The sequence below is a fragment of the Paraglaciecola aquimarina genome (assembly GCF_032464635.1).
GTDB lineage: Bacteria > Pseudomonadota > Gammaproteobacteria > Enterobacterales > Alteromonadaceae > Paraglaciecola > Paraglaciecola aquimarina.
In genome coordinates, this window is the sequence record NZ_JAWDIO010000002.1 from 4,541,583 (window position 1) to 4,555,895 (window position 14,313).

The following is a 14,313-nucleotide window of genomic DNA, read 5'->3' on the forward strand; positions in this document are numbered from 1 at the left end:
ATAAACGCTCCTCTATAGCAAACACCTCACAGCAACTGCCTTGGTTAGGCATAATTATGGGTGTCTCAATTGGCATTGTTATGGGTGTCTCAATTGGCATTGATTATGGGTGTCTAAATTGGCATTGGTATATCTGTTGACTAGCTGATCTTTAACACTGTAAGTATGATTAATTTTCAGTTAACGCGGTCAAAATTATCTTATCGCAAGCTTTGACAAGGCGATTAACCACTCTTTGTTCCGAGGGGACATACGCCAAGTCATATTTGTTCATCACCCTGTTAAAATGAGCAATATATTGGCACCTGTATTGATGGTTAGGGGGTAGCCAATCGTTAATCCCTTTAGCTCCCTTTTGACGATTCAAAGATGCCTGCGCAAGAATTAAATTATCTAAATCATTCGCAAATATGGCTTTTTCTCCCTGCTCCAATTACTCGCGCCGTGCCCATGAGCAAACTTTAGCGGCACTATATGGTCAAGATCTAGCTCTTTAGATGTAGTAAATACCTCGCTTGAATAGGGGTCATACCATTCTCCCGCTAATACATTACATTGTTTATCAGACTTAAATGACACAACCTTAGTGGATGTACGCAGCAATATTTCATGTCGAGTATTTTGACAGTCTTTATCAATGTCTAACCAATGTGGCCAATCTTTTCGGTCATAGAGCGCAGTAAAAGATCTACCTTGCTCAATCGCCTCATTCGTCGCTTTGTGCATGCCTTTAGTTTTGGACTTGGGTAAACGACCTCCTTGTGCAATACAATTGGCAATTGAATCAAATGCCCGAAACTTTTGGGTTCTTTTGAACGAACGACTGGATTGATCGTGACAAATACCTGAGGCAGACAATTTAACTTCAGGCTCTTCTTCAGCAGCAGTGGCTAGACTAACTCTGCTAAACGTAAAGACACACAACAAGAAAAGGGGTATAGCTCTAAATAATGGAACAGCTTTCATTAACAACTTAGATTAAATAATACGCTGCCATATTTTGCCACGAGCAACAAAAAAGGAAAGCAAATAATGTAATTTGGTAAATTAAGCAAACATCAATAAGCTGCTGAAAATAGTGACTTTAATAGAAAGAAGTATGAGCGGTTAGGCCTTAGTCCTGAAGTGTGGCTTTGAGTTTCAATCGTTCACTATGGTGTACACCATTCAGATATTCATGCGTTCAAAGCCCCACCCTAGATTAGTTAAGAGCAGCACTAATTGCATGCTTCTTAATATAAAACCATCTTGAAATAACAGCGCTTAGGTTGCGAATAGAGTTTGATAAGTACATGGCTCAAACACTATTTTTCTGGCTCTGGCATTTTCGATCCGCTCCTTCATCAACGGATGAGATTGCATCAGTGTATCTAACTTAGACTCATCGGGTAAGGACTCCGCTAGTTTCTCCATCGCTAATGCAAAACTTTCAGGATCTAACCCCAAAGCCTCTATTTGGGTTAAAGCAAAGTTATCTGCTTCCCATTCGAGTTTCTGTGAAAATTGATTTTGTACTATGGTATTGGACAAGCCTGCAAATACTTCAATCATACCTCCAAGATCGCCAAAGAAGTAATCTATGGCTAATGATGTTGCTAAGGTCTCGGCAATTAAACGCATAGAGTGGTTGCGCTCAACATGGCCAATTTCATGTAGTAAAATTGCTTGTAACAGATCTTGGTTATTGTCTATCAACGATAACAAATCGTCGGTTACCACAATAGTGCCGTCAGGTAGAGCAAAGGCATTCGCCCCCATCTTATCTGAATGTCTAAAATTTAAACTATATTGGGCATCTTCTAGAGTTAGTTGACCTAATGTTTGCTGCCAATGCTCTCGATAACGCTGTTGCAGCTTTGCATCTACTTTACTTTCATCCAATAGAGTTTTATCTAGAGAATATAAGGTATGTTCCGATGCAATTTGAATCGCCTTATTAGGCACATAATCGGCAAAATGTACCGCAACCCCCGGGATCATAAATTTAAAAAAACATACAAAAAAGCTGGTACTAAAATTAAACTTAATAGCACCATTAAATGACTTTTCTCTAAGTTAGCGATACGACTTGAGTTATTGCCGCCTGCTAGCCATAAGTCTATATCAGGGGTAGACGCGACAGACAACAACCCTTGCCCTCGTATAATTATTTCACGAGGAATAGAGCCTAGTTTATCGTTAATTGCCAGTTCATCACGTTGCTGAGCAATACGTATGTCTTGCTCAGCAACGGTAACTACCAAACTCCCGATTGGCTAAATCTAACTTCAGCCAATAAACATTGGGATCCTCCCTCGGGATAAAACTGTCCTTGTACTTTCATCTTTGTTTTAACCTAACGCAATATCTACGTCAAACACACCAGCGACTTCCTCAGCCACTGCACTCGCTGAACCAGATTCATCCGCCAGCACCTTATCAGCGCCCGTCAAGACATTTACTTGAGTAGCATCAGCATAAAGTTTAGCACTACGTATATGAGCCCAAGGCATAGCAAACCCTAAAGTGCAAACGAGTGCTACAAAGTTACTTAAGTGCAACCAAACTAACTGCCCGACACCCAACTCAGATTTAAAGCTCGCCACTTCATCAATATTTGAATGATTGAAAATGTGATTGCGGATACGGGCGGTGTAAAAGCTAGAGGCTAGAAATATCACTAACATATAAACCACGGCAATAAACAGCATAGACATAGGCATTTGCGCCGCCATTTCAGGATCTTGCAGCGCTGCTAACGTCCCCCCCATGGCAAATATTGCTACCGCAAAAAGTGCGGCGGCGATAATAAGCGCGCCGAAAGAGGCGATGTAGTATTCACCTGTTTTCAAGTCAGTTTTAACTTCTTTGTTCCCAAAAGTGATATTAGCGTAGATATATTCATCCATCTTTTTTAACACCCAAGGCATCATTAAATACAAGGTGAAAATTGACGCAATAGGTAACAATACAAACATTATAAATGCGTCACCAAAACTACCGTTAAAATTAAACCTAACATTACGATAAGCTGTCATTCTCATATTGAAACGAATACTCAGACAGATTAGAAACGGAGTAGCAGCCAATAATAGCAACATAATAACTAGGGCCAGAATCGGACTAAATGCCGAAGCGAGAAAATATGCGCCAAACAATATTACACCAATAATTCGACCTTTTAGTATTTGAATGGGATCGGCTAAATAAGAAAAACGATGGCCATCAATTTCTGTATTTGAATAAAAATAACGATTAGTACGCACTTTGGCCCAAGCAGAATATATGCCTAGAGTTACAATTGAGAGCAATAAGTTCACTATCCATATGGCAAAAAACTCACCAGTTTTACCGTAAAATTTTACTTCTGTAGTTTGCTTGATTGACTGGTTGTCAATTGAGGTTGGTGTATCCATTGCGGAATTTTCCATAATTATTCTCCTATTTTTATAGTGATATTCCTTCACCCATTTACTTAAGCGAAGCTCAAATAACGGGATATGTAGACTACGCGATAGCCAAAAAATTAGAAAGAAAAAAATGACCGCTCATAAAAATATCTAACAAAACGTTAACTAATAGTATTGTCATACACCTCAGTAATCCTCCTAGAGTTCCCTCCCCAATCAAGACACCCATAATTAAATTCGACGAATCCGCAATTTGAACTAGACTAATGGTAGTGATTCAACCAAGGATGGCCATGATGCCTCAGTCTCGTAAAAGCCAAATCAGTTTAGTCGACACCCCTTATTATCATTGTGTTTCACGCTGTGTTCGCCGTTCATTTTTGTGTGGTGAAGATACGTTGACAGGCCAGAGCTATGAACATAGGCGGACTTGGGTTGAAACACGCTTGCTTCATTTAAGCCGTATCTTTGCTATTGATATTTGCGCCTATGCGGTGATGAGCAATCACACTCATGTGGTGCTGTGCGTGAACAAACCTTTGGCTGAGCGCTGGACGGTGAAACAAGTGCTCGTTCGCTGGCATCAACTGCATAAAGGCACCTTGTTGTCGCAGCGGTTTATGCGAGATGACACGTTGAGCAAGAGTGAGCGGCACACCCTTCTAGAAACCGTTGAAATTTACCGGCTGCGTTTGTATGACATCAGTTGGTTGATGCGTAATCTCAATGAGTACATAGCCCGAGAAGCCAACAAAGAAGATGCCTGCACTGGCAGATTCTGGGAAGGGCGGTTTAAGTCTCAAGCACTACTCGATAAATCAGCCCTACTGGCCTGCATGGCTTACGTGGACTTAAACCCCATTCGCTCCAATATGGCCAACACACCTGAGGACTCTGACCACACCAGTATTCAAACCCGGATACAAGCTTTGAGACACCACCAGCAACCCAAAGGTTTAATGCCATTTGTTGGCAACCCTCAGGCAAAACATGCCGAGAGGCATCGCTTTTTCACTAAAAGATTATTGCGACCTCATCGACACCACAGGTCGTGTTATCAGAGATGATAAGTCAGGATTAATCGATACACAGCAACACCCCATTCTACAAAGGCTGGGCCTAAACAACGAACAATGGCTGACCTTAACCACAGAATTCGAAAAGCACTTTTGTTATGCCGTAGGCAGTGAACATTTAATGCGAAACTTCAGCCTACACACCCAACATCAAAAAATACGAGGCATAGGTAAAGCCAAAGCCCTACTTAAACACGCTTAGCCTTTTTCTAACTTCGCAGACCTTTATCAACATCACTGTTGAAGCTAAGGCACGCCTAGCATTCACCACACCCCACAAAATCTCGTCATCATACCCGCAAACATCGTCAATTGGGTTGTCTGGCGCATAATTTAAACCGAATGGATTGGAAAAACGGGAGCTAAGATGGTTTAAGAGCCATTGCTGATATGGGTGTCTCAATAGGGGGATTAGAAAAGCGGGAGCTGAGATGGTTTAAAGCTCGAATTTGTTATGGGTGTCTCAATAGGGGGATTTATTGAGAGAGTTACTACTATGGGTGTCTAATTTAGGGGGAATTGGAGCTGACTTTTGCTTCTGGCGAGTAACTAAGAGCTATCAGTTATATTTTACTATTTTACTATTTTACTATTTTACTGTTTTACTGTTTTTAACCTTCTTTCCTATAAGCATTGTAGTGAGTCGATTTACCCTGCTTTATCCTGTCTTGCTTACGCTACCCTATCCAAGTTTTGGGTAGCGCATAAATGAACTAACTGTCATCTATACGCCACTATTGGAGTAATTATCAACCTTTAATCGACACTTTTTGATTAAAGTTAACCACATTTTTGGAAGAGACGCTGCCATCAGACCAAGTCACTTGAACTTTTGCCGGTTGGGTACAAGCTCCTAAACCAAAATGCACCAATAGGTTAGAGCTTAACGAGTAATTAGCGCCTGTCGCACCAATGCGTTGGCTCTGAGTACTACCACAAGCGCTCACTTTGACCATAGCCCCGAGTGCAGAAGGTTTGGAAGAAGTAAAATCAGTAAAGTCCAGCGAGAGATAATTCGCTAAACTAGTTGAGCTACCTAAACTTGCGAAGGTATTTTTGAATAAATGCCACTTCCCTCTTTCATTCCCCACCACTAAGTCGACTTGTCCGTCTAGGTCATAATCGACGCTTTGTACGCTCATGCCAATGGCCCCTAACTCCGTCGACACAACGCCGTGTTCTGCCATTTTTTCGAATTCGCTACCATTATTTAGATAGATCTTTGCAGAATTAACATTGACTAAATTTCCTCGCTCTACCACCACTATATCTTGATAACCATTGTTATCTAAGTCGGCAATAGTGACACCATTAGAGTGATATTTATCTGTCAGATTTTGTTTAATGGTGACATCTATGAACTGACCATCGCGGTTTTCGAGCAGTACATTTTCTAAACCAGGTTTATGTGTACTGGCAGTATAGGCTTGTACGCCATGCACTATACCCGTAGACGGAGACCAAATATCGCCGGCTATTTTCCACTGTTGATTACCTACATAACCTAGATAGGTTCCTTTTTTAGGACGAGAATCAGGGAAGCCCAAGGCATCACTATTAACTATTCTAAGATCTCTACCTGAATGCGTTTCTCCTGCAAATTCATAGTCATATGCGGATTCACCAATATACAGGTTTTTGTTTGGCCATTGAGACTGAAGGTTTTCGATATTTATAATATCCCCTATTTTTAGGCCATCAAAATCAAATTTTCCACGCTTAGTGTAAAAGCCCCAAGTTTTGCTCGAGGCATCATAAAAAGTTTCGCCAGCGGCAAAACCTTCACCCCGAGTAAAGAACAAGTCCATGTCGCCGTCATTGTCATAGTCTATTTCTGCCACACCAGTTACATCTAGTAACGGTGTAGGGAAGATGGTCGCGCTGACGTCAGAAAAACTAAAATCCCCTTTACCCAAAAACGCTTTGACAGGCCCATCACCGTATACCACTAGATCAACAATGTTATCGCTATTCAAATCTGTGATTAACGTTTTCTGCCCATCTTGCCGCATAGGCGGTAAAAGACTGGCTAAAACTAGTTCGCCTTGCCCGTTATTTTGATAAACATAACTTTCACTCTGTTGCTTACGCTCTTTAGAACCTGCAGATTTAGCCGCAAAATTTCTAGCCGGAAAGGCAAAATTTAATAAGTCTACATCACCATCATTGTCTACATCTACAAACTTAACAGTACGACCGCGCATCATTGCCAATGGCGTATTAAAATCTGCTATTGGGGTAAACTGACGGTCTTTGCTTACTCTAAATATTTTTGAATTGCGGGCGTTACTACCAGAACCGCCACCTCTGGAAAGGACGATTTCTTGATCCCCGTCTTGGTCAAAATCAGCGACTGAAATACCATGCATATCGCCCATGATCAGGTCATATGGTTGGCTGTACTCTCCTTGGTTATTCCACATGACACGCACAGCAAAGCCATGGTCATTCAAAAGTAGATCTGGGAACCCATCTTGGTCTAAATCTGCAACTACTGCTGCATCCCACTGGCGAAGGTTTTTCTCTTCACGGGGAAAGTCGGCAAACGCCTCAACAAAAGCTATGTTGGAGGTAGGCTGAGCTTGCTCTAGCTGATTACTAGTACTTTGGCATGCCACCAATAAACTGGATGACACCAAAACAGAAATGGCGAATGAAATTTTTGATAGTTGCATAGTTGTCTCTCTAATAAAATTCAGATTAATTTGTCTACTAGTAGCATTATGTTCGGCAAAAATGCGCACACTGTTGAAACTGGCAACACCTCATTTAGAACCGTCCGGCCTTGTAGCTTTTGTTGGTAACCGGCATGTCAACCGCACGTGTTTCACCGTTGCTCCACATAACAATAGCGTTCTCAATCTTGTTGCATCGGCCCAAGCCAACATGTAAATGATTGTTAGCACTATGAGAAAATGCCGACGACGTCGCCCCAACTACTCGGATATAAGTATTGCCACAAGCCTGAAACTGCCATTTCGCACCTTGTGCGGTGGCAAAACCTTGAGGGAGTCACCTACTTCGAGCATAATGAATTGCTTAGCATTGGCGTCACTGTTTATTTGGCTACTAACAGTAGGATTGGTTAAATTTTCGAATAGGTGCCAGCGACCTCGCTCGTTAGCAAACACCATGTCTAGGTCGCCATCTTTGTCAAAATCAAATGATTCAGCGCCACCACCGGTAGCCCCTAACTCATTTGAGATAAGGCCGTGATTAGTCGCAGCCACAAAACTTTTACCATGCTGATTGGTCAGTAAAATTTGTTCGTTGGCTTGCGCCATGTTGCCGTATCGCACAATAAAAATATCTGACCAACCATTGTTGTCAAAATCACCTACAGTGGCACTAGTGGTTTGCTGGCGGATATCGATACCTAACTTTTCGGTGACATCAACAAATGTCCCCTGACGATTTTCAAATAATTTGACCGGTAACAACGCGTCTTCAATTACCTTTGGTTTAGAGATCACGTTGTGTACTACGCCTGCAGTCGGCGAATGAGTATCACCGGCGATACGCCATACACCATCACCTAGATAACCTATGTACAGCCCTTTATGCGTTAATTCTTGCGGCCAACCTGCCGCTTGCTCTGGACGTAATACAACTTGATGGCCACCATGTTTATCTTCGCTAAATGAATACAGGGTTTTATTTTTACCAAGATATACATCGAAGTTCGGAAACGCCATTTGCAAGTTTTCTAATTTGAAATTGCCGTTAATGGTTAAATCATCAAAACGGAATGTTTGATTTCTAACAAAAAAGCAAAGCGTTGGCTAGCTTGATCGTAATAACGTTGTTCAGTGAATTGGTGTTTAGCCCGCGTAGCAAATAAGTCTAAGTCGCCGTCATTATCAAAATCAATTTCAGCTAAGGTGCTAACATCACTAGTATTTGCCAATTTGGCAAATACAGCAGAGCTAACGTTCTTAAACTGTCCGCCTTTCTCACCCGCAACTGCGACCATATTTTTGCCGCCGTAAAAAACTAAATCACTTATATTATCGTTGTTGAAGTCTGTAACTAGTGTGCGATACCCTAGCCACTTTGCTGTGGGTAACCAAGTGTCAAACACTAGCTGATGCTTAGCTCCTTCAGCTTGTTCGCCGCGATTCACATATAAATGGTTTGCCCCTTTTTTCTGTGATGGCAATGGGAATGCAGATAACACGAGATCTAACTTACCATCTTGATTACTATCCACTAATTTTGCAGCTCTGCCCCTAGTGCGTTCAACCAAAGTAAATTCTTCACCACCAACAATGCTGCGGTTTGCGTTCACACTAAAAATTTTTGGATAACGAGGTTTTTGCCTCCCCCTCCCCCTGAGATACCACGATATCCATACGTCCATCATGGTCATAATCACCTACAGCTATACCATGGGTATCACCTAAGACAATATCTACAGGCTCAGCAAATACACCTTGGTTATTCCAAAATAATCGCACCTTGGCGGCATGCTCTGTTAACAGCATATCTTGGTAGCCGTCTTTGTCTAAATCGGCAATCACGGCCGCATCCCACTTTCTACGAGAGCGCTTTTCAAGAGGTGCTTGTTCATTGGCTTCAACAAACCATGTATTGATTATTTTATGCGTCCTGCCTTGCGAACTCGGCAAAGAGCTTTGATTTTCGCCGCTTGGAGAGTGAGTATTTTGACAGCCAAATAAGCACGTCAAAGCTACACCAACGAGCATGATGGGGTTACGCATAGTAATGATTTCCAGGTTAGAAGCTGACCTCAGTCGAGCAATACCACTTACCGCTCGACTGAAGAATTTATAGCGCTAATGAAGCTGAGGTTTTAAGATGACCTTGCCTTGTGTAGGTTTGTGATCAATAGGCTTTTTACGATACATATCCATGCGATCGATATCGTAGTTTTCGAATTTACGTTGCAATAACCACCGAGGTCTTTCTAATGTAGACTCCCAAGCAAATAGGGTCTTAAACATACTTCTTACCAATTCTGGCTCTTGGGCTGCCATATTATCTAACTCTTGAATATCACTGGTGATGTTATACAACTCCGCTGGGCGATCAGGGAAACGAATCAGCTTCCAGTCTCCCATACGTATTGCCGCTCTAGCGTCTTTTTTCCAGTATAACAACTCATGTGGACGCCCGGCTTCAGTGCCATTTAGGTAAGGCAGTAAATCTACGCCGTCAATGTTCTTAAGTATTTGGGTATCACCGCCTGCCGCAGCAAAAAACGTTGGTAATAAATCAAGGGTACTTACTGGGTAAGGATACTCTGAACCCGCTTGTATTTTGCTAAGGCCACTTAACAACGTAAGGTACCCGAACACCACCTTCTAAATGGTTTGACTTTGAACCACTTAATGGTGAATTGTCAGACGCATTTTTATCGGTTGGGCCACCATTGTCGTTGGTAAAAACAACTATAGTGTTATCGTCTATGCCAAGCTCCACCAACTTGTCGAGAATTTTTCCAGATGCACGATCTAACGCTAAAGTCATGGCCGCGACAGTTTTTCTTTTACCGCTTAATTGTGGAAACTTAGCTAAGTCTTCGGGCCTAGCATCCATTGGCGTATGCACCGCGTTAAATGACACAAAAGCAAAAAACGGCTTGTTCTGTTTAACTTGGCGTTCAATAAAATCGATAGATTCATCAGCCAATACATCGGTTAAGTAACCCTCATGTTCTTTTAAGTTACCAAAGCCTCGTTCTAGTAAGTCAAGATCACTAGGTGGCGCTTTAGAGTAGGCAAAATAACTACGTGCACCGCCCCTAAAACCGTAAAACTCATCAAAGCCTCGTTTGGTCGGGTGGAATTTATCATCTCCGCCTAAGTGCCATTTGCCGTAAAATGCAGTGGCATAACCTTGCTGTTGCAAGTATTGCCCCATAGTGGTTTCACTAACCGGAACACCCATTTCGCGGCCATCAGCGGCTGAGTTTTTACTCATGTAACCGGGCACATTATTTTCTTCAAAGCCAAATCGTTGTTGATAACGTCCTGTCATTAAGCCTGCCCGCGAAGGACCACAAGTAGGATCAGACACATAACCTTGTTCAAACCTCATCCCTTGTGAGGCGAGCTTATCAAGATTAGGCGTGATCATCACCTTACTGCCCTGAAAGCCAAAGTCGGCAAACCCAGCGTCATCAGAAAACAACAGCACAATATTTGGTTTTTTGTTAGCTTTTTGCAGATCATTAGTGTGAGCGTTTTCTACCGCCTGCCCCAATGGCATAACCAATAAAGATGAAACTGTTAAGCCTACTAGGACTTTAAGTTTTAAAAATAATTTCATTATCATTTCCTCAACTAGTCATTGACTAAAATAGATACACGTTTAGTGGTGAAATATTCACTCATACTATATTTAGAGCAATCTTTACCAACACCACTTTGTTTCAAGCCACCATGGGGTAATTGCACCGAATAATGCACTTCATTTACGCACACGCTACCCGCTTCAATTTCAGCCGCAGCTTGTAAACCACGTTTAAGATTGGTGGTGTAAACATACGCACTCAAGCCATACTCACAATCGTTAGCTAAAGCGATAATGTCGTCATCATCCGAGAAAGGAATAACCGCTAACACGGGACCAAAAATCTCATCACTGACAATTTCCATTTCTAGATTTACGTTTGAAAGAATAGTTGGCTGCATAAAAAGCCGTCAGTATGAGTCGTTGGGATGCCCCACCTAACTCTATTTTAGCCCCCTGAGCAACAGCGGCATCGACTCTAGCAATAATACTAGTCCGTTCTTTTTCACTGCTAAGAGGGCCCATAAGTCTTCCTCTTGGCGGCCTACGCCTAAAGTTAAACCTTGAGCATGAGCTTTAGCGGTAGCGACAAATTCGTCATACACAGATTCATGTACAAAACAACGGTTGGGCGATACACACACCTGACCAGAATTAGCATATTTTAGATCCACTATGTTGTGAGCAGCTTTGGTTAATTCAGCATCATCATATACAATAACTGGCGCATTGCCGCCCAATTCAACCGAGAAGTGTTTCACGCTTGTACAAGCCGTTTGCATACATTTCACACCAGATGCAGTGGAGCCAATCATAGTAAACATCGACGTTATTTTACTGGTCAACAACGGATTGGTAACATCATAGTTGTCACTAGTAATGATATTAACCACACCAGCTGGAAAGCCTGCTTTATGAGCAAGTTCGGCACATAACAAGGTCGCTAAAGGGGTCACCTGTGACGGCTTAATAATGGCGCTACACCCTGAGGCTAAAGCGGGCCCTAATTTGTAACCTAAATTAAGTAGCGGGAAGTTCCAAGCCAAATAACCTACAACGACTCCTAGAGATTGACGTTGAACGTAATGATGAAAACGTCCATCTGGATCAACAATTACCGGTTGCTCAATACGCTTCGCTTCTTCGATAAAAAACTGCAAACAGTCAATCAACATCCCAAAATCGTACTCAGCGTTATCTAAAGGTTTACCTGTTTCGGCAATCAGCAAATCAACAATTTGCTCTTTATGTTGTTGTAACAAAGCCGAGTACTTCATGATTAACACTGCGCGGTCATTCAACGACACTTTAGACCAAACTTTAAAACCTGCTTGGGCACTGTCTAACGCTTCGCTAACCTGCTCTGGATCCATGTCCGGCACTTCTGCTAGTACTTTTCCCGTCGCAGGATTAAGCACTGAAAAGGTTTTTTTAGCACTGACCAACTCACCGTTGATCAACATTTTATACTGGGTATTTTTCATTTCGTTTCCGTCGTACATACGTCAAATTCTTTTAAGGCGTCAAGATCTATTTCCACACCTAAACCCGGTGCAGTAGGTACAGTCGCATGACCATTTTTCACTTCCACTTCAAGCGAATACAAATTATCGCGAAGAGGATTTTCAGTTCTGTCATATTCTAAGAATAATTTTTTCTCTTCAGCTCGGCCTGGCTCCGCATAACCTGATGCGAGAAAGTGAGTCGCTGCGGCAAGGTTCAATTGAGTGCCCCAAACATGCGGGATCATATTTAAACCATTGGCCGAAGCTAGCGTCCGAATTTTCAGTGCCTCACTAGGACCACCGCAATACGCCAAATCGGCTTGTACTAGTTGCACACCGCCGTCTTGAATTAGCTTTTGAAAACCATAGCGGGTTTGCTCACATTCACCTGTGGCAATAGCAATGTTGGTTTTTTCGTGTAACTGGCGGAACAAATGCGGATGCTCAGGCGATAAAGGCTCTTCGAACCAAGCATAATTATTATCTTCTAACACCTTAGCAATCCGAATGGCTTCGGGTAAATCAAAGGCGTGATTTGAATCAGCCGCTAAAATGGTATCGGGCAAAGCTTGACGCAGAGCAATAATGAATTTTTCGTCAAACTCTGGATTTTTTCCAACTTTGATCTTCATGGCCTTGAAGCCTTCATTAGCATAACTCACGCCTTCCGATACTAATGCCGGCAATAATTCGTCTTCAGGTAGGTCTTGATAATACATGCCTGTAGCATAGCAAGGCACTTTGTCTCGTAAGCGACCGCCCATTAGTTGACTGACACTCAAACCTAACGCTTTACCTTTTAGGTCCCATAGCGCCATATCAATGCCTGACATACCGGCCATCATCACCCCCGAACGGGCAAAATCTAAAGAAGAACGCCACATGTGATGCCAAATCATATCGGTAGACAACGCATCGAAACCTAAGATCCGTGGGGCGTAGAATTTCTCAACCGCCGCTTGAATAACATCCGCCGGGCCATAACATTCGCCCCACCCAGAAACACCATTGTCGGCAATCACTTCTATCGCCAAAACGTTCCGTTGATCATAAGACCATTGAGAAAAACCAAAGGGCTTGTCTAAGTGGCAACGTAGATGGTGAGTTTTAATACATTCAATTTTCATAATTATTTTGACCTACTTGTGGGGCAGACCTAGATGTCTATCCAAATTTATCCCTTGTGCTATTTATATAAACATATGATGTTTGAAAACACAATGTTTTTATAACACTGAATTAACAGAAAGTACCGATACCCTTCTGAAATTCAAATATATATTCTGAAAAATCAGGTGGATAAACAGTCAACACTTAGTCATTAATTAACAAAAAGTGTTTACCCTGCTTTTTGCTGATAGGCTCTGACTTACTTCTCTCAGTTAAGAATATTACCCATGCATATTTACTAGCGGGAAAATCAGTTGTCATATCAGTTAAGGGGATAGTGATTTGGCCATTCTCAGCCACGGGAAATTTTAGCGCGCCAAACTCTTTCCAATTACCGCTGTCTAGTAACTTTATGTGCAAATCTCTTGCCTCTGTCACTTCATAGTTGATGAGTAAATCAACCGCCTGTGAACCCACGACTTGCTTAGGGAACTCCACCTTTTTAATTTTATCTTGCTTCGCAAAGGTCAACTTCTTTACGACCTTGAATTGGGGCTCGTTAATAACGGTCATATTTTGTCTAACTGGTTCAGAAATTCTATCATTCCAATCTTTACGTCTGGGCGTGAGGTAAGCATCTACCCTATAATTGCCCGGCTGGAGGTCGGCTATGGGTAATTCAAAATGAAACTTACCGGATTGCTTAATTGGTTTAGTCGCTTTTTTTACGGTTTTCCAGCCCTCAGTATTCACGACCGCAACATGTAGATCACGTTTTTTACTAACCGACACCTCAATATTGACCACAGGCGTCTCCTTAAAACCTATTTTTTCTTGAATCGAAAAGTGATTGATCTGGTCTTCATCAGCTAACACCAAAGTAGAAAACAGCAAAGCTGAGATCAACGTTACCAGAGGCGCGCTAAAGTAGGTTTGAATCTTCATGGTATTTTCCTCAAAACTATAATTGTTGAAGTA

The 14,313-nt window shown here is 42.1% G+C and carries 13 protein-coding genes and 2 pseudogenes; 1 reads left to right on the top strand and 14 read right to left on the bottom strand.

Features of this window, described 5'->3' with window-relative positions; translation table 11 throughout:
• Positions 1–393: 393 nt before the first annotated feature.
• From RS130_RS22555 to RS130_RS22570, 4 genes are all read right to left on the bottom strand, one after another.
• The gene (locus tag RS130_RS22555) at positions 394–966 is read right to left on the bottom strand and encodes a hypothetical protein (protein WP_316027791.1); all 573 of its coding nucleotides are present in this window, start codon (positions 964–966) and stop codon (positions 394–396) included.
• Between the two features lie 297 nt (positions 967–1,263).
• Positions 1,264–1,980 (bottom strand): M48 family metallopeptidase, encoded by a 717-nt coding sequence (locus tag RS130_RS22560; RefSeq protein ID WP_316027792.1) that lies wholly within the window; start codon positions 1,978–1,980, stop codon positions 1,264–1,266.
• Positions 1,977–2,243, bottom strand: a complete 267-nt coding sequence (locus RS130_RS22565; RefSeq protein WP_316027793.1) for a hypothetical protein — start codon at positions 2,241–2,243, stop codon at positions 1,977–1,979. Before RS130_RS22565 ends, RS130_RS22560 begins: the two co-directional genes overlap by 4 nt.
• An 87-nt stretch (positions 2,244–2,330) precedes the next feature.
• Entirely contained in the window at positions 2,331–3,410 is a 1,080-nt protein-coding gene (locus tag RS130_RS22570) for a YjgN family protein (RefSeq protein WP_316027794.1), read from the bottom strand.
• Positions 3,411–3,685: 275 nt separating this feature from the next.
• On the opposite strand from RS130_RS22570, the pseudogene RS130_RS22575 reads away from it, so the two are divergent.
• Positions 3,686–4,667 (top strand): annotated as a pseudogene (locus RS130_RS22575) (transposase).
• A gap of 547 nt (positions 4,668–5,214) precedes the next feature.
• Here the strand turns inward: RS130_RS22575 and RS130_RS22580 are convergent.
• From RS130_RS22580 to RS130_RS22620, 10 genes and pseudogenes are all read right to left on the bottom strand, one after another.
• A complete protein-coding gene (locus RS130_RS22580) occupies positions 5,215–7,140 on the bottom strand; it encodes a CRTAC1 family protein (protein ID WP_316027795.1) in 1,926 nt (641 codons plus the stop codon).
• Between the two features lie 94 nt (positions 7,141–7,234).
• Positions 7,235–7,411: an ASPIC/UnbV domain-containing protein gene (locus RS130_RS24020; protein WP_428982882.1), complete on the bottom strand. Its 177-nt coding sequence runs from the start codon at positions 7,409–7,411 to the stop codon at positions 7,235–7,237.
• Positions 7,402–8,160, bottom strand: a complete 759-nt coding sequence (locus RS130_RS22585) for an FG-GAP repeat domain-containing protein (RefSeq protein ID WP_316027796.1) — start codon at positions 8,158–8,160, stop codon at positions 7,402–7,404. The genes RS130_RS24020 and RS130_RS22585 overlap by 10 nt, the downstream gene beginning before the upstream one ends.
• 35 nt (positions 8,161–8,195) lie before the next feature.
• Complete coding sequence (locus tag RS130_RS22590; RefSeq protein ID WP_316027797.1) at positions 8,196–8,753, bottom strand: FG-GAP repeat domain-containing protein; 558 nt, start codon at positions 8,751–8,753, stop codon at positions 8,196–8,198.
• Position 8,754: 1 nt separating this feature from the next.
• Positions 8,755–9,186: an FG-GAP repeat domain-containing protein gene (locus RS130_RS22595; RefSeq protein ID WP_316027798.1), complete on the bottom strand. Its 432-nt coding sequence runs from the start codon at positions 9,184–9,186 to the stop codon at positions 8,755–8,757.
• 75 nt (positions 9,187–9,261) lie between these two features.
• On the bottom strand, positions 9,262–9,765 hold the full coding sequence (locus RS130_RS22600; protein WP_316027799.1) for an alkaline phosphatase family protein: 504 nt from the start codon (positions 9,763–9,765) through the stop codon (positions 9,262–9,264).
• A complete protein-coding gene (locus RS130_RS22605) occupies positions 9,749–10,756 on the bottom strand; it encodes a sulfatase-like hydrolase/transferase (protein ID WP_316027800.1) in 1,008 nt (335 codons plus the stop codon). Before RS130_RS22605 ends, RS130_RS22600 begins: the two co-directional genes overlap by 17 nt.
• 14 nt (positions 10,757–10,770) lie before the next feature.
• Positions 10,771–12,222 (bottom strand): annotated as a pseudogene (locus tag RS130_RS22610) (aldehyde dehydrogenase family protein).
• Positions 12,201–13,352 carry a mandelate racemase/muconate lactonizing enzyme family protein gene (locus RS130_RS22615; RefSeq protein WP_316027801.1) on the bottom strand — a complete coding sequence of 384 codons (1,152 nt, stop codon included), beginning with the start codon at positions 13,350–13,352 and terminating at the stop codon, positions 12,201–12,203. Before RS130_RS22615 ends, RS130_RS22610 begins: the two are co-directional and overlap by 22 nt.
• Before the next feature lie 187 nt (positions 13,353–13,539).
• Positions 13,540–14,280, bottom strand: a complete 741-nt coding sequence (locus RS130_RS22620) for a hypothetical protein (RefSeq protein ID WP_316027802.1) — start codon at positions 14,278–14,280, stop codon at positions 13,540–13,542.
• Positions 14,281–14,313: the final 33 nt, after the last annotated feature.